We start from the raw sequence: 20,956 nt of genomic DNA on the forward strand, positions 1-20,956 counted from the left end.
TGAAAGCCGCAACCTGGTTGCGCGCTGAACAGAAGGAAGCGCTGAATGAACCCGTTGGTCTCTGTTATTCTTCCGGTTTTTAACCGCCGCCTGACCCTGCAAGCGGCCGCCCGCAGTGTGTTGGATCAAAGCTTTCGCGATCTTGAACTGATCATTGTCGACGACGCTTCAACCGAAGATCTGCGCCCGGTTGTCGAAGCGCTTGAAGACCCGCGGGTGGTTTTTATCCGGTTGGCGGTGAATGGCGGGGCTTCGGTGGCGCGCAACGCCGGGCTGCAGGCCGCGCGCGGTGCGTTTATCGCATTTCAGGACAGCGATGATTACTGGCTGCCCTGGAAACTGAAACTGCAGATGGACCTTATGGAGACGCTGCCATCAGAGTTCGGCGTGGTGGTGCACAGCAAGATTGTCTACGGCACGGGCGGCAAAAAAAACCTGAACGGTCGCGGCGGTGTTGTGCTGTTGCCACCGCCGGAGAGGATCCTGAAGCAGGACGAAGATCAGGTGCGGAAGTTTCTCGTCGAAAACCGGATTAGCCTGCAAAATTCCCTGTTTCGCCGAGAGTGTTACCCGAACATGACTTGGTTTGACGCCAGCACCCGCGCCAACGCCGACTGGGCATTCAGCTCATCTCTGGCCCAGCACACCCGCATTTATGAGAGCCCGGAACCCGTGGTGCTGGCCTTTATGTCGGATGACAGTATTTCGCGAAACCGCAAGCAAAAGGCGATCGGGCTGATCCGCATCATGAAGCGGAACCGCAAGCTGTTTGATACTTACCCGGCAGAATACGCCTGGAACCTCTGGCGCATTGGCCGCATGTTGATGGCGGTTGGCCACCGGCGCATGGGCGGCCGGTTTTGCCGTGGTGCGCTGCTGCGGCGGCCGCAAATCATCAAGCTGATCCTGAAGCGGATACTGGCATGAACCCGCAACCTGACATCAGCGTCTCTCCCTGCGAAGTCGGTGCGTTTTGCCGCTGCATTGGCCCGCTGGAGGGCGGCAGATGAAGTATCAGCGTATTCCCGATATCCAGAGCGCAGCAGGGTCGACGCCCGGCCGGCTGGCTCTGCCGGTTGTATTTCTGCTGCTCAGCCTTGTCATCCCCTTTGTGTTTTCGGCCGGGCCGCTGCGCCTGTCAGTTTACCGGCTGGTGCTGATCTTCTTCTTCTTCCCCTGTGTGATTCTATGGGTCAGGGGCAGGGCCGGCCCGGTCCGCCTTGCGGATCTGTCGCTGCTTTTCTTCTGCGCCTGGGCCGCACTCAGCTTTGCGGTCGTTCACGGGGTCGGAAAGTCGATTGAAGGCGGGGGGATATTGTTTCTGGAAACCATGGGCGCGTATCTGATGGCGCGATGTTTTGTCCGCGATGCAGAAAGCTTCCGGCGCATGGTGCGGCTGCTGTTTATCATTATCGCGGCCATGCTGCCCTTTGCTGTTTGGGAATCCGTCACGGGTCAAAATATCATGCGTGAGATTTTTGATAAAATTTACCCCGCTTACCACGATGTGTTCAAGCTGCCGCGCTGGGGTCTGCGCCGGGTTCAGGGCCCGTTTGAACATCCGATCCTGTTTGGGGTGTTTTGCAGCGGCATTCTCGCGCTGGTGCATGTTGTGCTGGGCTATCAGACCTCCTGGATCAGACGTATGTCGCAGACGCTTGCTGTTGCGACGACCGCATTTTTGTCTCTCTCTTCCGGGCCATTGATTTCCATGGGTGTGCAGATCGCATTGCTGGGCTGGGACGACACACTGAAAGCGATCAAAAGCAGGTGGAAAATATTCGCCGGCCTGGCGCTGTTCGCTGTGTTGCTGGTCAATCTGTTCTCAAACCGCTCGATTCCAAGATTGCTGATCAGTTTTTTCGCCTTCAACACTTCAAGCGCATGGAACCGTCTGCGCATCTGGGAATACGGCTCGGCTTCGGTGCTGAACAATCCGCTCTGGGGCATTGGCCTGAATGAATGGGAACGGCCAGAGTTTATGGTCAAAAGCGTCGATATGCTGTGGCTGGTGCCGGCCATGCGCCACGGGCTTCCGGGCGGGCTTGCGCTCCACCTGGCCTTTTTTGCAGTGTTCCTGCCGGTGCTGTTTAAAAAGGGGCTGGACGCGCGACAGAAACGGTTCCGGGCCGGATTTCTGATTTCCATGGCGGGGTTTTATATATCCGGCTGGACGGTGTATTTCTGGAACGCCACCTATGTGCTGTTTATTTTCCTGCTGGGCAGCGGCGTCTGGTTGCTGGAGGCAAAACCCTCATCGGGTGCGCACCGCGATGTCAGACCGGTCCGCCCCGTCGGGCAGATGCCACGCGGCTCACTTTACCGGAGAAACCCAATCAAGAACCGGCACCGCGATGCCCAATCACACAGTGGGACCGGTCGGGCATCGGCGGAGTCGCCAGAAATTCACACGGGAGCTGGCGCCCCGGCCGCAGAAGAGAAGCAAACCGGTGCACATGCTCAAACAAGGGTAAAAGATCCGGCCAGCGCAAAGAGTCACGGCGGCGGGAAAATGCGCACAAAAAGAAAACCACCTGCCGGCGCCGCACGCCTGAGAGGCCGTCTCAACCAGGCCCGGCCCGGAAGGCGGTCCTGATGGCTGGGCAGAAAACAGAGAGCGTGCCAAATCTCTTTGTGATCGGCGTTGCCAAGTCGGGAACCACGTCCCTGTTTCAGTGGTTGAGTGATCACCCTGAGATTGGGGCCAGCCGGGACCGTGAAACGCGACACCTTATGGATGCGGACGACGATCTTTGCCACAGCGACGGCTATGCCGACAATGGCCTTCAGGGCTATGCGGATCTGTTTGAGGACAGGATCGGAACCGGCGGAATCCGCTACCTTATCGACGTCAGTCCGCAGTATTATTATCAGGAAACTGCGCTGGGTGTCATTCCCTTCCTGGCCAGTAAAAAGGTCATTATGGTCCTGCGAAAACCTTCAAGCCGACTGTATTCACTGTTCAAATACACCAGTCACAATCTGTCGATTCTGCCCGACGACATGGATTTCCCGGGGTTTGTCGAACATCTTCATCTCGGGCGTGATTCATCGCTGTTTCAGGGCAAACGCATGCTGGAAGACGCATTGCTTCACAATCAGTACGCCATGTATATCCGCCAGTGGGCGCTACAACTTGAGCCGCAGGATTTTCATATATGCCAGTTTGACGATCTGAAAAAAGACCCTTTGCAATTCGCGCTACGCCTGTCTGAATTTCTGGGGATCGACCCTGAATTCTACGCAACCTATTCCTTCCGCGCTGAAAATAAGAGTGTCGCAATTCGTAATAAAAAGCTCCACCGGCTGATCAGGCGGTTTCGGGCGCGGATCCCGGCCCCTCTGCGGCGACGTCTCAAGCCGCTGTACATGGCGGCAAACAGTACAAAATCAGCCCGTAGCATTCCCGCCGGCGACCAGGCAGCCCTTGCGGCGCTGGATGCACATTTTTTGGACTGGGAAAAAGATCTCTCAATCGTTTTGAAGCGCAACGCTCCGTTTTAGCGCTAGGTACATCGGCAGCAGAAAGGGCTCGCTTCCTGCCAGGCAGCCCTGACACCAACTGGTGGCAGACCCGCCCCTGGAGCCCGGCCCGCCGCGTCTCTGACCAGGCACATAGTCCGCAGTGAGGTGAATATCATGGCTGATACCTATACCGTTACCAGCGCCAGCGAACTGCAGACTGCGCTGACACTTGTTGCCAGCGGCGGTACTATCCTGTTGCAGCCCGGGAATTATGGCGCGCTGGACATCAGCAACCGGGACTTCACCAGTTTTGTCACCCTGCGCTCTGCTGATCTTCAGAACCGGGCGGTAATGACAGCTGTGACGCTGAACAATGCAAGCTTCATCCGGCTGGATGGTCTGCACGTCAGCAGCGGCAGCAACGGCGCCCCCGGCTCCAAAATCATGCAGATCATCAACCGCAGCCGGAATATCGAAATCATTAATTGCGAAGTGAACGGTCTGGTCGACGGCAATTTCGACGGCCATTATGGCATCTATGTCGACCACTCTGATGTCGTCAGCCTGTACAACAACAACGTGCATGACGTGCATGACGGCATCGTCGCTTTCAGCGTCCGGGACTTTGTCGTCCGCGAAAACTTTGTTGATTATGTCGGCTCCGACAATTTCAAGTTTGGTGGCCTCACCGGCGTACTGATCGAGAACAATACCGGGGGCGGCAATCTGTTTGCCAACGCCGGTGCCCATGCGGACTTTATGCAATTCCAGGCAGCCACCCGGGACGCAGTGATCCGGGGAAACGTTTTTCTGGCGCAGAACTCCGAGCGGCCCCAGGGCATTTTTATGGGCTCTGACTTTTTGCAGCGCAATATTCTGATCGAGAACAACATCATCTATTCCGGCAAGAGCAACGCCATCCGGATCAAACAAGGCACCGATATAATTGTGCGCAACAATACACTGCTGACCACGCCCTGGCTTGGCCATGAGAGTGCCAATATCCGGGTGCCTCCCGGAAGCATTGTGGAGAATAATATTTCAACCGCCAGCGAGGGGCGTTATTCCGGCAGCAACATTATCGCCCAGTATGACGACCCTGGTGACATTTACTATTATGGCGATTTGTTCCTCAATGCGTTTGCGGGTCCCGGGATCAGACCGGAAGATCTGCGCCCGGTCCCGGGCAGCCCGGCTGCAACCACCGGGGCCTGGACGCGGCTGCAGGAACTTCTGAACGCCAGGCCCGGGCCAGAAACGGCACCGGAAACGGCGCCAGGGACTTCGCCGCCCCCTGAAGTGCCGGCTGCACCCGCTTCAGATCCCACAGCCGTACCCGCCGCTGAAGACAAAGCAGGGTATTCAGACGGGCCGTCGGATTTTTACCCTCGTTTGGCTGCTGTAAAGTGCAGCACCGGTGCAGCGGCAACGGACTGGACCAGCCAGCAGGTATTCTTTGCGTACGGCGAGGCGGGCTGGTTTGAAAACAGCAGCGCAGGAACGCGTGCGGAGGTGCGCGCGGAGACGGCTCTTTTTGACGCGGTCCTGATCCCGCCTGCCGGTGATTTTTTGGCTTAACGCGGCCCGGCTGCCGCAGCGTAAGCTTCTGACAGTGCCTGGCACGGCTAATGTTCCGGCGGAAGGCGGCCCGGCTCAGGGCGCATTTTTGCGGCGGTGTTTGCGGCGGGATTTCTGCAGCCAGGCGGCAGGGAAAATTGCAGGGCCGTCCGGTGCAGATCCGACGGCATTTGGTACGCCGGTTCTGCAGGTATCTTGCCAGGTTTTGAGAACCGGATTTCCCCCCCCCGGACGGCGGCAGACATAGCCAGCCTGCAGCGGCGTTCCAACTTTTGTCCCCGTGTTTTCGGCGTCTCCCTAAAGTTGTACACTGTCATATTAATACTGCCGCTGGCGCATCTCTGCCGGTAAAACGCGATGTGGACATTTGCACCGCGGGTCCGAGATAATCCGCAAAATAAGTTAATAATCTCGATTTTTGGCGCCGAAATCAGATTTTATCTCGGCGGAAACTTGCGCAATGCGAATCCAACCGCGCAAAACCGCGCCCTGAACGTCAGCGAAATCATGGTTAATATCTTGAAAACAAATCCTTCTGTCTTTCCCCCTGCGGGAAGCTGCCGACAGCACAGGGGGGATCTTGATCCGGCATGGTTGCATCCGTAATTGTTGGGACAAGAACACCACAGGCAACACGAAAAATGAGTACAAAAAAACATGGCTAATACATATACAGTTTCCAGCGCCAGCGAACTGATGTCGGCGATCGGAAACGTTTCGGGCGGTGATACTATCCTCCTCGAAGCAGGTGATTACGGTTCAGTAAACCTAAGCAATCTGAATTTTTCCAGCTATGTCACGCTGCAGTCGGCTGACCCCGACAATGTCGCGGTGATGGACTATCTGAAGGTGGACAATTCAAGCTTCATCCGGGTGGATAATGTGCATGTCAGCAGCCCGTCCAATGGTGCCCCCGGAGCCGCGGTCGTTAAGATCATCAACGGCAGCACTAATATCGACATCATCAATTCCGAAGTGAACGGTCTGGTCGATGACGATTATACCGGTTTCTACGGTATCTATATTAAAGACTCCAGCTCGATCAATCTGATCAACAACAACGTGCATGACGTAAAGGACGGCATTGTCGCCTTTGGCGCACAGGATCTGGTCATCAACGAGAACTTTGTCGACTACGTCGGTTCCGATAACTTCAAGTTCGCAGGCATCGACGGCATCTTGCTGGAAAACAACACCGGTGGCGGCCACTTGTTTGCCAGCGTTGACGCCCATGCGGATTTCATGCAGTTCCAGGGTGAAACCAATGATGCGATCATTCGTGGCAACGTCTTTCTGGCGCAGAACTCTGAACGTCCTCAGGGGATCTTCTTCGGCTCGACTGATACGCACAGCAATATCCTGATCGAAAACAACATCATCTACTCGGGCAAAGCCAACGCGATCCGGGTGGCCAACGGTGAAAATATCACCGTGATCAACAATACACTGCTGACCACACCTGATGCCGGTCACGATGTGGCCAATATCAGCGTTCCTGCCGGCAGCACGGTCGAAAACAATATTGTCACCTCTAACAACGGCAGTTTCTCGGGCAGCAATGTTGTGGCCCAGTGGGATGACGCCAGCGACATCAACTATTATGGTGACCTGTTTGTGAATGCGGATGCCGGGCTTGGCGTCACGCTGGAAGACCTGCGCGCCGTCAGTGGCAGCCTTGCGGAAACCACCGGCGCTTATGCGCGTCTGGCTGAATTGCTTGATGGTGTGGCCCCGGTTGACCCGGCGCCGACGCCGGACCCCACTCCCGAACCCACACCTGAGCCGACACCGGAACCCACACCGGAGCCCGAGCCCACACCAGAACCCACTCCGGAACCCACTCCGGAACCCACACCGACCAACCCGAATGCGGTCTATCAACTCGCCGGCGACCTCGAAGTGTCCAGCTCCTCTGACGTGGTCGAAATGGCGTCTTCCGCCGATTGGAACCTGGCGGCCGCAACCATCGCGCTGACCTTCAATGCCGATACAGTTGCTGGCAGCCACGGGCTGTTCTCTAAAGACGCCAGCGGTTATGCTGGCGGCGGCAACCACTTCACCAGCTACGTCAAAGACGGCTCGCTGTTTGTGCGCTTCCAGGACGGTGACAGCAGCGAAGTGATTGAAGTCCCCGGCATCCTCGCCAACACAGACTACAATCTGCAGATGGGTTTTGGCGACGGCACTGTTGCGGTCTATCTCGACGGCACGCTGGTCGGTGAAGCGGCAATGGACACCTCCTGGGTGACCAATGGCGAACACATCCAGATTGGCGCCAACGGCTGGGCCAGCGACACCGGTGCTGCCGGCTTTACCAATGTGTTTGACGGTACGATCTCCAATGTGGTGGTCGTTGCCGGTCAGCAAACTCCGGCGGAACTCCAGGCGATCCTGGACGGCTCGGTTGATGCGCCGGTGGCCGAAGTTCCAATGGATCCGATGCCCGTCTATATGCTGCAGGGGGATACCGAGTTTAACGGCAGCAAACGGAGCATCGTCAACGTCGACCATGACGCGGCAATGGAAACGGATCAGGGCACCATCGCCTTCAGCTTTGATGCGGACAATGTGCGCAAAGGCGGCCTGATCTCCAAAGATGCCAGCGGTTATGAGGGCGGCGGCAACCATTTCTCGATGTGGCTGAAAAACGGCACCCTGAACGTGCGTTTCCAGGACGGCGACTCTGATGCGGTTATGCAGATAAGCGGCATTGAGGCCAACACCCAGTATGATGTCATGGCGACATTCGACAATGACACCGTGAACCTCTATCTCGACGGCGAACTGGTTGGCACCCAGGAGTTCACCATGGACTGGAGCAGCAATGAAGAGGTCCTGCAGGTCGGTGGTCTGGGCTGGGGCAGCGCCACTGGCGATGACGCGGTCAGCACCGCGTTTGACGGCACCATTTCTGATGTTGTGATCCTGGACGAGGTCTTTACCCCGACTGAATACGACTACTTCGCCTGATAAAAAGCAGATGGCACCTCCCTGGTGTCATCTCAACTGGGCCGCCCCTTCACCGGGGCGGTCTTTTTTGTGCGTTTTTTCCGGATTGAGCCGCCAATTTGCTGTCCGGCAGGCGGCGCCGTTTACAGCAAGTCCGGAACCTGTTTCGCCCGTGTCTCTGCGATGAAATCCACCAGGGTCACCGGTTTTCGTTCCGCAGTTGTGCCGGAGAAATCCCAGTGCCGGGCGCGCGGGATCACCAGTTGCAGCCCGTTTGTCGACATCTCTTCCAGCTGATGGTCCGAGATCTTGGTCTCCAGCGTGACCAGGTATTTTAAGTCCAGCCGGTGCGCTTCCGAGAGCACCTGACGCCAGCGGTCCTTACAACTGGTTTTGGCGCCCAGCCCGGTGAGATAGCGGGTCGGAAAACCCTGGTCGTGATAGAGGCTGCCACGGGGAAAGAAAAAGTCGATGGTCTTGCGTCCCTCGGTGCGGACCTCGCGTTCAAACAACAGCTCATTGGCCGCAAGCACCGCCGCCACCTGGTTGGCAAAACCGGCCCCCGCACGCGATTTGCGCCGGTTCTGCACGCTGAGCGAATATTTCAGAAACCCGTCCACATCAGCAATACCATCGCGCATGAACCCCTGTTCAATGCGTTTGGAAACGATCGATTGCTCCAGCGCCCGGAACAACAGGTCTTCCTGTTCAAACCAGCTTAAAAGCGCATGATCCGGATCGGCGCGGGCATCCGTCCTGCCAGCCACATGGCGGGCAAATTCGGAGAACTTAGTGGTGCTGGGAAAGGTGCCGCGGAATTTTTTGATCATGCGCTGCAGATGCTCGGGCGCTGACACCGTCATCGAAATGCCGAGATCGTCCAAAATGGCGCGGGCCTGGAAGTCGGGGCTGATCTGCGCGATTTCTGCGGTCTGTGCCTGCTCCGCCATCTGTTCAAGCGACAGGCCAAAGAGCCAGGGCAACTGGCCAAACATGGTGCTGCCTGCGGGCGTGGCGATCACCAGCAGTGAGCCGTCCGGCCGCAGCGCCACGATCAGCAGATCGCCGGGCTGACAGCGTTGCATCACCGGGTTGGAGCGGCCGTAATAGAGCCGCCATTCCGGACTGCGGCCCGCTTTGCCAGCGCGGCTGTCATACCAACTGGCGCTGCGGGAATGGGTGATCACCTGATCGGATTCATCCGGCAGCCAGATGAATTTCGCCGCAAAACCATTGCCCGCCGAACCCTTGCGCGGCGCGTCCCCCAGAAACTGGGCGAAAGAGGTGGTCTTGCCGATCTCGTTCTGGTGCGAGCCCTGCGGTGTGTCCACTTGCGCCAGCCGCTTGCCGCCAATGCCCTGAAACTGATCTGCCAGAAATCCGGCGGTTAACTGTGTCATTCCAACGCCTTATGTCATGGGCCGGTCAGGTGTTGTCGCCCGGCTGTGCCACTGCCCTGCGCCACGCGGTTCGTCCCACTCCGCCCGTGCCACCCGGCCCGTCCAGGTCTTGCACCGGTCTTCCCCGCCGCGTGTCTGTGGCGACCCGTGGGCTGCGCGCCCCGCTCAGCCGACCGATTTTTGGGGCCGGATCGCCACCGCATTGTGCAGCCATGGCTCCATACATTCCGCGATCGCGCGGGCCACCGGCGCGGCCACCGCATTACCGAACTGTTTATAAGCCTGGGTGTCCGACACCGGGATCACAAAGGGGCGGTTGCTGCCGGCACGGTCAAACCCCATCAGCCGCGCACATTCGCGTGGTGTCAGCCGGCGCGGGTTTTTGCCTTTTTGGGCAATCAGGATTTCCGAGCCGTCTTTGTAGTAGCGCGCCGACAATGTGCGCGCGGTATTGCTGCCATCCACGAGGCCAAAGCCAAATCCGTTGCCCTTGGCTTTGTGTTTGGCGGCGTAGTTCTGCAGATATTGCCACAGCCCGTCGGTCAGGGTGTATTTGGCCGCCACACGCGCCTCCGCGCCCTCGGTAAAGGGCGCCTCGGCGGTTTCGCTGCCATCCTCCGGGTGCAGAATGCTCGACAGGGTCGGGCGCTCCGTCGGGATGTTCAGATCGTCAAAGCTAAAATTGCTCGGGTCGCGGAAGCCAACCATAAAAATGCGTTCCCGGTGCTGCGGCAACCAGGGTTTGGCGTCCAGAATGCGCCAGTGCACCTGATAGCCCAGATCCTCCTGCAACACTTTCAGGATCACTTCAAACGTCTTGCCCTTGTCGTGCGACACCAGGTTTTTCACGTTCTCCAGCAGAAACGCTTTGGGCCGGTGATGGCGGATGATGCGCGCCACGTCAAAAAACAGCGTGCCCTGGGTTTCATCCAGAAACCCGTGCGCCCGGCCCAGCGAATTTTTCTTGCTGACGCCGGCAATGGAAAACGGCTGACAGGGAAACCCGGCCAGCAACACGTCATGGGCGGGGATATCGCTTTCGGCCACCTCGGTGATGTCGCCGGCAATGTCATGGTCGCACTCGTAGTTTTCGCGATAGGTCTGCTGCGAAAACTTGTTCCATTCGGAGGTGAAAACACATGTGCCGCCAATGTCTTCAAAGCCAACACGCAGCCCGCCGATCCCGGCAAACAGGTCAATAAAGGTAAAGCCTGGTTTGTTCTGCATCTGCCTGCCTCAAGCGGTCCTGCCCGGCGTCACGTCCGACGCTGCGCGGCCACAGTTATGGTGATTTTTGAAACAGGAAGTTCCTGTATTGTTCACGGGGGATTGTAACAGAGGCGCGCGCGATCGCAAGTTCCGTTTCCGCCTTTTGCCGGGCTGTGGTTTCCGTGGCAACATGTTGCTGCCTCTGCGTGTCTCTGCGTTGACCGCGGGGGCGAATCACTGCGTGGCAGGGGCCCGCCTTTGCGCTGGCTTCGCTGCAGCCTCCAGTTGAGCTGCGCGGCCGCCCGGAGCCCCGGCACCGGGCCGGGCAGATTTTGGGAACCGGAAATGCGGGGTTTGACAGGGTGCGACAATTTGGCACAGCCGTCGCTGCAGGCGCGCTGTGCAACCGATTGCAAAACGGGAAGAAATACAGGTGTCCAGTCACCGGAACCACCCCGGATGTTCGGCCGCGCGAACTGCGAAAGTATCAGAAAAACCATGCAAAAACGTGACCGTATCAGCGGCGATGTTAGCGAAAACAGTTGGCAGATTGCGCGCCGGGTGTACTCTGATCTGAGAAATTATCTCTGGGAGGAAAACGATATGAATAAATCTGTTTATTTACTGACAGCTGCCACCTTTGCTCTTGTTGGTTTTACCAACTCAGCCATGGCCGCCAAGCTGACGCTGTATTGCAGTGCCCAGGAAGACTGGTGCCAGGTGATGGCACGCGGCTTTGAAGACGCCACCGGCATTGATGTGAACATGACACGCAAAAGCTCGGGTGAAACCTTTGCCCAGGTCAAAGCCGAAGCGGTGAACCCCAAGGGCGATATCTGGTGGGGTGGCACCGGCGATCCGCATCTGCAGGCCGCCGAAGAAGGGCTGACCCAGGCTTATATGTCGCCAATGCGTGAACAGCTGTTCCCCTGGGCCATCGCCCAGTCCGAAAGCGCTGACAATAAAACCATCGGCATTTACAGCGGTGCGCTTGGTTTTGGCTATAACTCCGAACTGCTGGCCGCCAATGACCTGCCAGTGCCTGCCTGCTGGAAAGACCTGCTGAAGCCGGAATACAAAGGTCATGTTCAGATGGCCAACCCGAATTCTTCCGGCACCGCCTATACCACGCTGGCCACCATGGTGCAGCTGTTTGGCGAAGAAGGCGGCTTTGACTTCATGAAAGGCCTGCACGCCAATATCAACCAGTACACCAAATCCGGCTCCGCCCCGATCAAAGCCGCAGGACGTGGCGAAAACACCATCGGTATCGTGTTTATGCATGACGCGGTGAAACAGGGTGTTGCCGGTTTCCCGGTTGTGACGGTGGCGCCCTGTGAAGGCACCGGTTACGAAATCGGCTCGATGTCGATCATCGACGGCGCGCGCAATCTCGACGAGGCCCGGCAGTTCTACGACTGGGCTCTGAGCACTGAAGCACAGAACCTGGCGCTGCAGGTCAACGCCTTCCAGGTGCCCTCCAACATGGGCTCGGAAACATCGGACAAAGCGCCGGATCTGTCTGAAATCACCCTGATTGACTATGATTTCAAAACCTACGGCTCCAGTGCCACCCGCAAAGCCCTGTTGCAGAAGTGGGATGAAGACGTCTCGGTTCTGCCGCAGTAACACGTAAAGCAGCAGTTAATTCATGAGAGAAGTTACCTCTGAAAGAACCGCCCACCCGGTGTTGATCTTCTGGATCCTCGCCGGGTGGGTCGGTTTTCTGCTCCTGCCCTGGTATGGGATTGAGGACGGATTCTTCAGTTTCGGCTGGCTGCTGGACGGCTATCCGACTGATACAGATTATGCCCCCGCCGCCTTCCTGGTGGCGCAGGGCGAAAAAACATGGCTGGCACCTCTGCTGCTGCCGCTGCTGGCACCGCTATTGGTGCTGCGCCGGCGCAAGACGGACCCCGCCTATGCGAAAATCCTTATTGCGGCGGGCGCAGTTGGCTTTGCCTGGCTGATCGCCCAGGGCTTTGGCATCGGCATCCGCGGCTGGAACTTTGCCTGGCTCGAGACCGCTTTTGGTCCGCTGGGCGACCGTCAGTTCGGCATGGGCTATGGCGCCATGTTGCTGGCCAGCTCATTCCTGTTCCTGTTCGCCCAGGGCATCGCGGCGCGCGGCGCCATCAATGGCGATGTCTTTGTGGTCTCCGCCGTGAGCGGCATCATCGTCATTGTCACGGTCTTTGTCTTTTTCCCCATCGCCAAGCTGATGCTGGCCGCCTTCATCACTGAAGAGGGCGGCTATTCCCTGTTGGTGTTTGCGGCCAAATTCACCGACAGCCGGATCTGGAGCCTGTCCTGTGTGACCGGGCCCGGGCGCTGTGGCGCAGCGTGGAACTCGCTGTTTCTTGCGGTGATCGTCGGGGCGCTGACCACCATTCTTGGTCTGGTCTTTGCGCTGGTCGCGACCCGGTCGGGCTTTCGTTACAAACGGGCGTTGCGGGCGCTGACGGTTTTGCCGATCATCACGCCGCCTTTTGTGATCGGTCTGGCGATCATCCTGCTGTTTGGCCTGTCGGGCTCAGTCACCGGGTTTTTCTCTGATCTGTTTGGTATCCGCCCGACACGCTGGATCTACGGCATGCCCGGGGTGATGATTGCCCAGGTGCTGGCCTATACGCCGATCGCCTTTCTGGTGCTGATCGGCGTGGTCGAAGGTGTCAGCCCGTCAATGGAAGAGGCGGCGCAAACCCTGCGCGCCAGCCGCTGGCAGGTGTTCCGCACTGTGTCGCTGCCCCTGATGCGGCCGGGCCTGGCCAATGCCTTCCTGCTTGGCTTCATTGAAAGCATGGCTGATTTTGGCAACCCACTGGTGCTGGGCGGCAATTACGACGTGCTCTCGACCGAGATTTTCTTTGCCATTGTCGGGGCGCAATATGACCAAAGCCGCGCTGCGGTGCTGGCCATCGTGCTGCTGAGTTTCACCCTCGGTGCCTTTTACGCCCAACGCAGATGGCTGGGCAAAAAAAGCTATACCACCGTGTCGGGCAAAGGCGACTCCGGGGTGCATCCGGAGATGCCGGCAGGGCTCTCTGTCCCGGTCTATACCATCGCTGCGGCCTGGGCGGCCTTCACCATCGTGATCTACGGCATGATCGTGTATGGCAGTTTTGTCGAGCTTTGGGGCGTGCGCGATACGCTGACCTTCAAACATTATCTCACCGCGTTCTCGATGCGCCTTGAGGACGGTGGCATCCGCTGGACCGGCTCGGCCTGGGACAGTTTTTTCACCACGATCAAAATTGCCACCATTGCCGCGCCTCTGACGGCTGCGGCGGGGCTGACCACCGCCTATCTGCTGACACGGCAGAATTTCGTCGGCAGAAATGCCTTTGAATTCGGCACCATGCTGAGTTTCGCCATCCCGGGCACCGTCATTGGGGTCAGCTATATCCTGGCCTTTAACGTGCCGCCGATTGAGCTGACCGGCACCGGCGTCATCCTGGTGATCAGCTTTATCTTCCGCAACATGCCGGTGGGTGTGCGGGCGGGCATCGCCTCGATGAGCCAGCTGGACAAATCGCTGGATGAATCCTCGCTGACGCTGGGGGCCAACAGCTGGCAGACCTTCCGCCTGGTGATCCTGCCCCTGCTGCGCCCGGCAATTCTGGCGGCGCTGGTTTACAGTTTCGTGCGGGCGATGACGGCGATCTCTGCGGTGATCTTCCTGGTCTCCGCCGAATATAACATGGCAACCAGCTATATCATCGGACGGGTCGAAAACAACGATTACGGCCTGGCGATTGCCTATTCCACAACTTTGATCCTCGTCATGCTGACAGCCGTCGGGCTGCTGCAGGTCGCGGTCGGAAAAACACGCATTGGCCGGCGCACAGGTCAGCGCACGGGCCAGGCAAGCGGAGACTGAACAGATGGCAGACACACGAATACACAGCAAAGCGGCCTCCGTCAGCTTTCAGGGCGTCAGCAAAGTCTATGGCAAGGATGTTCTTGCCGTGGACGATGTCTCGCTCGACATTGAACCGGGCACGCTGGTGACCCTGCTGGGGCCTTCGGGCTGCGGCAAAACCACCACCCTGCGCATGATCGCCGGGCTGGAAATGGCGACAAAAGGCAAGATCCTGATCGGCGGCAAGGACGTCACCAGCCTGCCGGCCACCGACCGCGATGTGTCGATGGTGTTCCAGTCCTACGCGCTGTTCCCACATATGACGGTGATGGAAAACGTTTCTTACGGGCTGAAGTTTTCCGGTTTTGACAAAAGCGAAACGCGCGACCGCGCCATGGCCGGACTGGATCTGGTCGGGCTTGGGGGGTTTGGCGCAAGGCTGCCCAGTGAGCTTTCAGGCGGGCAACAGCAACGGGTCGCGGTGGCGCGGGCGCTGGTGCTGGAACCCCAGGTGCTGTTGTTTGATGAGCCGCTCTCAAACCTCGACGCCAAGCTGCGCCGTCAGGTGCGCGAAGAAATCCGCGAGATTCAGCAGAACCTCGGCCTGACAGTGGTTTACGTGACCCATGACCAGGAAGAGGCGCTCGCCGTCTCTGACAGGATCGTGGTGATGCGCAACGCCGGCATCGCCCAGGTCGGCACCCCGCGCGAACTCTTCGATGCACCGGCGGACCGGTTCGTGGCCGACTTTATCGGTGAAGCCAATCTGCTGGACTGTGCCATCGAGACGGTCGAAGGCGACATGGCGCAGATCAACCTGTCGGGCTACCGACACCAGCTTGACGCGCGCGGCATGTCGCCCGGGCCGGCCACAGTGGCAATCCGGCCAAGCCGGTTGCGGCTGACACCGGGAGCCGACGGCGATGGCATCGCGGCGCAGATCGAAAAGGCCACCTATGTCGGCAGCCGGATGGAATATATCGTCGCGGCGGAGTTTGGTCAGGTCTTTGCGGTCTCGGACAACGTCGACGCGCCGCTGTCCCCCGGCGATGCGGTGCGCCTCAGCTTTGACGCGCGCGGCCCGGTTTTGTTGCCCGCCGGATAAGATACCGGCGCTGCCTGGCGCTTATGCCGGGCGCCGAAACCAGATCTGATCACCGGCTGTCCGCACGTGTTGCGGCTGGCCGGGCTGGCGCAGGGCAGAAAGGACAGTTGAAGTGCAGCTGGATTTTTCCGGATATGACGCGGTGATCTTTGATCTCGACGGCACGCTGGTGCTGACGGAACATGTCTGGCAGGCGGCCAAAAGATCGGTTGCCGCCAGATTTGATGTCACGGTGCCGGATGCCACGCTGCACGCCCATACCGGCCGCCGGCTGACGGATTTTGTGTCTGAGCAGCTGTTTACCGCCAACGACCAACCGATGGCGTTTGGGGTGGCCGTGGCGGCCATTGAAGCGGAGGCGCTGCAACGCCTGGGCGCGGAGCTTTCTGCAGTGCCTGGCGCGCAGCTTCTGATCCGCCAGCTGCATGAGAGCGGCCACCGGCTGGCGATCTGTTCGTCCTCATCGCTGAAGGCGATCCATATCGCGCTGGATGTTTTAGCGATCCGCGACTGTTTTCAGGAGATCTTTTCCGCCGCGGATCTGCCGCTGGGCAAGCCGGATCCGGCGCCGTTTCTGGCCACAGCGCAACTGATGGGGGTGGCGCCCGGCCATTGTGTTGCGATTGAAGACTCGCTGGCCGGGGTGACCTCGGCCACATCCGCCGGGATGTTTACCATTGCGGTCGGCAATGAGCCCGGGGTGGCCGAAAGCGGGCTTGCTGACCTGATCTGCCCGCACCTGGCGGACCTGATCCCCGCCGGCGCGGCTGTCTCGCCCGGATAACGGCCGCCACTGTTCCTGCCGCCTCTCCAGCCGCTTCGCCGTCTTCGCCCCTCCGTCGTTGGCAATGCGCCCGGCGCCGCCGGGCAGCGCCTGCCGCAGGGCTCCGGCCGCTCAAACCTGAAATGATCCCCCGGACCATTTCCAGGACGGTTCTCACGCCGTCGGCAATGCGCTTCACGCCGCCCCAGGGTCAGGCGTGCCCTGGTCGTGGGCCATTTTGGGGCTCAAAGCCAACCCGGATGAAGTGCTTACACCTCCGGATTGGCGGCGGTGAACGTCAACAGCCGTCAATGGAAATCCCGGCTGGGGAACAGCGCTTTGGCCTGATCGCGCGGGTGGCGGGCGGCGCGGGCATGGCCGGCGCGCAGCCCCTTTGGCACGTCATCGGCCTGGGGCAGGGTCTCGCCGATGGCGTCCTCCCCCGGGTGCCCCAGCCCGGCCAGCAGCTCTGAGCAATCCTCAATGCGCTGCGCTATCAGATGCACCACGATGCCCTCGCGCTGCAACACGCCGCTGACGCGCAACAGCCGCCCGCCCATCACCTCGCGGCGGAACTGCTCATAGACCTTGGGCCAGACAATCACATTGCTGACCCCGGTCTCATCCTCCAGCGTCAGAAACACCACACCGGATGCGGTGCCCGGGCGCTGCCGGGTGATCACCAGGCCACAGACCATGGTGGGGCGCAGCGCAGCGTCCACCAGCGCTGCATGCGGCGTCAGCCCGGGCATGTCGGGGCGCAGCAACTCCATCGGATGCGCCCGCAGACTAAGCCGCATGGCGACATAATCCTCCACCACCTCCTGGCCCAGATGCATGGAGGGCAGGGTGACCGCCGGCTCCTGAATGCTTTCGCCCTCAATCGGGTCATTGAACAGCGGCAGCGGCTGCGGGCTGCGGATCGCCTTGATGCGCCAGAGAGCATTGCGCCGCCCCAGCCCCATATCGGCAAACGCGTCGGCCTCGGCCAGCCGCTCAAGTGCCGCCGGTTTGATGCCGGCGCGCTGCCACAGGCTTTCGGGATCGGGATAACCATTGCCCCGCGCCGCCACAATCCAGCCCGCCGCCTCCTCGCGAAAGCCTTTGATCTGGCGAAAACCGAGCCGCAGCGCCAGGCTGCCATCGGTGCGCCGCTCCAGGTGGTTGTCCCAACCGCTGTTGTTGACACAGACCGGCCGCAGCTCGATCTGATGATCCCGCGCATCGCGCACGATCTGCGCCGGCGCATAAAACCCCATCGGCTGGGAATTCAGCAGCGCACAGGCAAAGGCCGCCGGGTGATGGCATTTCAGCCAGGCCGAGACATAGGCCAGCATGGCAAACGCGGCAGCATGGCTTTCGGGAAAGCCGTATTCGCCGAACCCCTCGATCTGACCAAAACAGCGCTCGGCAAATTCCATGTCATAGCCCCGCTCCAGCATGCCTTTGGTAAAGCGGTCCTTGAAGGTGCCGATGGTGCCCATGCGCCGGAAGGTGGCGAGCGAACGGCGCAACCGGTCAGCCTCTTCCGGGGTGAAACCAGCGCCCACCACCGCGATCTGCATCGCCTGTTCCTGAAACAAAGGCACACCCATGGTCTTGCCCAGCACCTGTTCCAGCGCCGCCGAAGGGTAATGCACCGGCTCGCGCCCTTGCCGGCGGTTGATATAGGGGTGCACCATGCCGCCCTGGATCGGCCCGGGCCGCACGATCGCCACTTCGATCACCAGGTCATAGAACTCGCGCGGTTGCATCCGCGGCAGGAAATTCATCTGCGCCCGGCTTTCGACCTGAAACACCCCGACCGCATCGGCGATACAGAGCATGTCATAGGTGGCGGTGTCCTCCTGGGGGACAGAAGCAATGCAATAACGCGCGCCGCCGTGTTCCTCGATCAGATCAAAACATTTGCGGATACAGGTCAGCATGCCGAGGCTCAGAACATCCACCTTGAGAATGCCAAGCGCGTCGATGTCATCCTTGTCCCACTCAATGGTGGTGCGGTCCTCCATCGCGGCGTTTTCAATCGGGCACAGCTCATCCAGCCGGCCCCGGGTCATGATGAAGCCGCCGACATGCTGGCTGAGATGGCGCGGAAAGCCGATGATCTCACCGATCAGCTGCAGCGTCAGCGCCAGCCGGGTGTCTTCCGGGTCCAGCCCCAGTTCCCGCACCCGGTCCATGTCCACACCACCGCCGGACAGGCCCCAGATCTGACCGCTCAGCCCGGCGGTGACATCCTGAGACAGGCCCATCACCTTGCCCACTTCGCGGATGGCGGCGCGGCTGCGGAAATGGATCACTGTGGCGCAAAGCCCGGCGCGGTGGCGGCCATAGGTTTCATAGATATGCTGGATCACCTCTTCGCGGCGCTCATGCTCAAAGTCGACATCAATATCGGGCGGCTCTTCGCGGTATTCCGAGATGAAGCGCTCAAACACCATGGTGATGGTGTCCGGCCCAACGTCCGTAATGCCAAGCGCATAACACAGCACCGAATTGGCCGCCGAACCGCGGCCCTGGCACAGGATGCCCCGGCCGCGGGCAAAACTGACAATGTCATGCACGGTGAGGAAATAAGCGGCAAAACCAAGCTTACCGACCAGCGCCAGCTCCTTTTCCACCAGCGCCTGCACCCGCGGGCTCAGCCCCTCAGGGTAACGCCGCTCCAGCCCCGCGTAACTCAGCCGGGTCAGCCGCTGCTGCGGGCTCTCATTTTTCGACACCTCGTCGGGGTATTCATAGGACAGCTCGCTGAGGCAGAAATTACAGCGCGCGGCAATGTCCACGCTGCGGCGTACGGCGGCCGGATGATCGCGAAACAGCCGCGCCATATCGGCGCCGGATTTCAACCGCCGCTCGCTGTTTAATTGCGCCAGGGTGCCGATCTGATCGATGGTGATGTGATGGCGCATACAGGTCAGCACATCCGCCAGCCGGCGGCGGGATCCGTGATGCATCAGCACATCCCCCAGCGCCACCATTGGCGCGGCACAGTGGCGGGCCAGCCGGGCACAGTCGTCAAACCAGGCCGGGTCGCCGCCGTCATAGCGTGGCGCCGCGCCGAGATAGACATCGCCGGGAAAGCGGTTGGCGGCCTGGCGGATATGATCGCGGCACTGCGCCCCCGCATCCGCCGGCAGCGCAATCAGGATGATGCCCGCCGCCCCCTCCAGCAGATCATGCAGGTCCAGATGACAGTCGCCCTTTTTCGCCCGCCGCTTGCCCAGGGTCAGCAGACGCGACAGCCGGGCATAAGCGGCGCGGTGCCGGGGCAGGGCGAGCCACTCGACCGGGCTGTCGCGCAGCACCAGCCGGCAGCCGATGATCAGCCGGGGCAGACCACTGGGGGGAATGGTGGGGGGAGCGCTGGCCGGACTTGTGGGCCGCCCGCCGCCCTGCGTGCTGGCCTGAACGGCGGCCGGGCCACCGCCCCGCGCACTGGTTTGAATGCCAGGCTGGGCGCTGGACTGGACACAGGACTGTGCGCTGGGCTGAGCTGGGGTCGGTCCACCGCCCCGCCCGCTGCTCAGAGCGCCACCCTGATCGACACCCTGCGTGCCGGGCCGGGTGCTGAGCTGGGCGCTGAGCTGAGTACCGGGCCGCCCCCCAGCCTGTCCGCCCGCCTGATTTCCCGCCTGATTGCCGTTCTGGTTTTTTCTCTGACGTCCACCGATGTTTCCACCCTGGTCCCCGTTCTGGCCGCCTGTGTACCTTCCCGCCTGGCCCTGGTGTTGGCCATCTGTGCGCCCCGCGTTGCTGCCCCCCGCCTGGCCCGCGTTCTGACCCCGGCTCTGGTCCCGCGCGCGCGCTCCTGTCTGGCTCCGGGTTTGCTCTCCACGCTGGTCTGCTGTCTGAGCGTCCCCCCCCGCGTTGCCACCCTGCGTGCTGTTTTGCGGCCGCGCCACGCCGGGCCCGGAGCTGATCTCCATCCGGCAGCCGCTGTCGACCTGATGTTGCGAGCGGATGTGGATCGCCTCATCCCCCTGACGTTTCAGCTCTTTTAAGGCCGCATAGGCCCGCACCACCCCAGCCAGCGAATTGCGGTCGGTGATGGCGATGGCGGCCAGCCCCAGCGCGGCAGCACGGGTGACCAGCTCTTCGGGATGGGAGGCGCCGGTGAGAAAGGTGAAATTGCTGGTGACACAGAGCTCAGCGTAAGTCATGCGAATTCCCCCTGCACAAACCAGCCGGGGTTCTGCGGCGTGTGAAACAGCCACAGCCGGCGGCCCTCGCGGCTGTCCACCCGCCAGTAATCGCGCAGCCCCGCGCGCCAGGCCTCGTCTTCCAGCCACCATTCCGGCGCGATGCGTTCCGGGCCGCAGGCGCTGGCCAGTGACAGCGACATGCCACGCCAGCGAAAGTGCCGCGGCGGGGTGCGGCCGGCCCCCGCGATGGCTTCGGGTGGGAACAGGCAGAGGGGCCGCGGGCGACTGGCCTGCCCGGCGGGCCAGTCGCCCGCAGCCGTGCTCCAGGCTGCCGCCGCCACGATAAAACTGCGCTCGGGGATATGGCTGTCGGCGGGCAGGTAACGGCTGATGTTGTCGAGCCCGATGCGGCTGCCCAGCCGGGTCATCAGATCCTCCAGCCCTGCATCACTGTCGCCCCCCACATGCGCGCCGCCA

The 20,956-nt window shown here is 60.5% G+C and carries 12 protein-coding genes and 1 pseudogene; 9 read left to right on the forward strand and 4 right to left on the reverse strand.

Annotated elements, in window-relative coordinates; all coding sequences use genetic code 11:
- The first annotated feature begins 45 nt into the window (after window positions 1-45).
- From DWA01_RS10700 to DWA01_RS10725, 5 genes are all read left to right on the forward strand, one after another.
- A complete protein-coding gene (locus DWA01_RS10700) occupies window positions 46-927 on the forward strand; it encodes a glycosyltransferase family 2 protein (protein ID WP_114285830.1) in 882 nt (293 codons plus the stop codon).
- Between the two features lie 79 nt (window positions 928-1,006).
- Window positions 1,007-2,596 (forward strand): O-antigen ligase family protein, encoded by a 1,590-nt coding sequence (locus DWA01_RS10705; RefSeq protein ID WP_114285831.1) that lies wholly within the window; start codon window positions 1,007-1,009, stop codon window positions 2,594-2,596.
- Window positions 2,596-3,504 carry a sulfotransferase domain-containing protein gene (locus tag DWA01_RS10710; RefSeq protein WP_114285832.1) on the forward strand — a complete coding sequence of 303 codons (909 nt, stop codon included), beginning with the start codon at window positions 2,596-2,598 and terminating at the stop codon, window positions 3,502-3,504. The genes DWA01_RS10705 and DWA01_RS10710 overlap by 1 nt, the downstream gene beginning before the upstream one ends.
- Window positions 3,505-3,639: 135 nt before the next feature.
- A complete protein-coding gene (locus DWA01_RS10715) occupies window positions 3,640-5,043 on the forward strand; it encodes a right-handed parallel beta-helix repeat-containing protein (protein ID WP_114285833.1) in 1,404 nt (467 codons plus the stop codon).
- A 657-nt stretch (window positions 5,044-5,700) separates the two neighbouring features.
- Window positions 5,701-8,013 (forward strand): LamG-like jellyroll fold domain-containing protein, encoded by a 2,313-nt coding sequence (locus DWA01_RS10725; RefSeq protein WP_114285835.1) that lies wholly within the window; start codon window positions 5,701-5,703, stop codon window positions 8,011-8,013.
- A 122-nt stretch (window positions 8,014-8,135) separates the two neighbouring features.
- On the opposite strand, the gene DWA01_RS10730 is transcribed toward DWA01_RS10725, so the two are convergent.
- Together DWA01_RS10730 and dcm are read right to left on the reverse strand one after the other, a co-directional pair.
- Window positions 8,136-9,392: a type II restriction endonuclease gene (locus DWA01_RS10730; protein WP_114285836.1), complete on the reverse strand. Its 1,257-nt coding sequence runs from the start codon at window positions 9,390-9,392 to the stop codon at window positions 8,136-8,138.
- Window positions 9,393-9,557: 165 nt separating this feature from the next.
- Entirely contained in the window at window positions 9,558-10,619 is a 1,062-nt protein-coding gene (dcm, locus tag DWA01_RS10735; protein ID WP_114285837.1) for a DNA (cytosine-5-)-methyltransferase, read from the reverse strand.
- Between the two features lie 651 nt (window positions 10,620-11,270).
- On the opposite strand from dcm, the gene DWA01_RS10740 reads away from it, so the two are divergent.
- The 4 genes from DWA01_RS10740 (at window position 11,271) to DWA01_RS10755 (ending at window position 16,352) form a co-directional block, all read left to right on the forward strand.
- On the forward strand, window positions 11,271-12,230 hold the full coding sequence (locus DWA01_RS10740) for an ABC transporter substrate-binding protein (protein WP_419186996.1): 960 nt from the start codon (window positions 11,271-11,273) through the stop codon (window positions 12,228-12,230).
- 22 nt (window positions 12,231-12,252) lie between these two features.
- Window positions 12,253-14,481 carry an ABC transporter permease gene (locus tag DWA01_RS10745; RefSeq protein ID WP_114285838.1) on the forward strand — a complete coding sequence of 743 codons (2,229 nt, stop codon included), beginning with the start codon at window positions 12,253-12,255 and terminating at the stop codon, window positions 14,479-14,481.
- Window positions 14,482-14,485: 4 nt separating this feature from the next.
- Window positions 14,486-15,568 carry an ABC transporter ATP-binding protein gene (locus DWA01_RS10750; RefSeq protein WP_114285844.1) on the forward strand — a complete coding sequence of 361 codons (1,083 nt, stop codon included), beginning with the start codon at window positions 14,486-14,488 and terminating at the stop codon, window positions 15,566-15,568.
- A 112-nt stretch (window positions 15,569-15,680) separates the two neighbouring features.
- Window positions 15,681-16,352: an HAD family hydrolase gene (locus DWA01_RS10755; protein WP_114285839.1), complete on the forward strand. Its 672-nt coding sequence runs from the start codon at window positions 15,681-15,683 to the stop codon at window positions 16,350-16,352.
- A 287-nt stretch (window positions 16,353-16,639) separates the two neighbouring features.
- Here the strand turns inward: DWA01_RS10755 and DWA01_RS10760 are convergent, their stop codons facing one another.
- Both DWA01_RS10760 and DWA01_RS10770 read right to left on the reverse strand, forming a co-directional pair.
- Window positions 16,640-20,497, reverse strand: coding sequence for an error-prone DNA polymerase (locus DWA01_RS10760; RefSeq protein WP_336470004.1), 3,858 nt, complete (start codon window positions 20,495-20,497; stop codon window positions 16,640-16,642).
- A pseudogene (locus DWA01_RS10770) lies at window positions 20,494-20,956 on the reverse strand (Y-family DNA polymerase); the annotation flags it as partial. The pseudogene DWA01_RS10770 and the gene DWA01_RS10760, both read right to left, overlap by 4 nt.

The organism is Candidatus Halocynthiibacter alkanivorans, from assembly GCF_003333265.1.
Lineage (GTDB): Bacteria > Pseudomonadota > Alphaproteobacteria > Rhodobacterales > Rhodobacteraceae > Halocyntiibacter_A > Halocyntiibacter_A alkanivorans.

Coding starts and splice junctions, on each gene's coding strand:
- DWA01_RS10700 (WP_114285830.1), top strand. CDS start 46: ATGAACCCGTTGGTCTCTGTTATTCTTCCGGTTTTTAACCGCCGCCTG.
- DWA01_RS10705 (WP_114285831.1), top strand. CDS start 1,007: ATGAAGTATCAGCGTATTCCCGATATCCAGAGCGCAGCAGGGTCGACG.
- DWA01_RS10710 (WP_114285832.1), top strand. CDS start 2,596: ATGGCTGGGCAGAAAACAGAGAGCGTGCCAAATCTCTTTGTGATCGGC.
- DWA01_RS10715 (WP_114285833.1), top strand. CDS start 3,640: ATGGCTGATACCTATACCGTTACCAGCGCCAGCGAACTGCAGACTGCG.
- DWA01_RS10725 (WP_114285835.1), top strand. CDS start 5,701: ATGGCTAATACATATACAGTTTCCAGCGCCAGCGAACTGATGTCGGCG.
- DWA01_RS10730 (WP_114285836.1), bottom strand. CDS start 9,392: ATGACACAGTTAACCGCCGGATTTCTGGCAGATCAGTTTCAGGGCATT.
- dcm (WP_114285837.1), bottom strand. CDS start 10,619: ATGCAGAACAAACCAGGCTTTACCTTTATTGACCTGTTTGCCGGGATC.
- DWA01_RS10740 (WP_419186996.1), top strand. CDS start 11,271: ATGGCCGCCAAGCTGACGCTGTATTGCAGTGCCCAGGAAGACTGGTGC.
- DWA01_RS10745 (WP_114285838.1), top strand. CDS start 12,253: ATGAGAGAAGTTACCTCTGAAAGAACCGCCCACCCGGTGTTGATCTTC.
- DWA01_RS10750 (WP_114285844.1), top strand. CDS start 14,486: ATGGCAGACACACGAATACACAGCAAAGCGGCCTCCGTCAGCTTTCAG.
- DWA01_RS10760 (WP_336470004.1), bottom strand. CDS start 20,497: ATGACTTACGCTGAGCTCTGTGTCACCAGCAATTTCACCTTTCTCACC.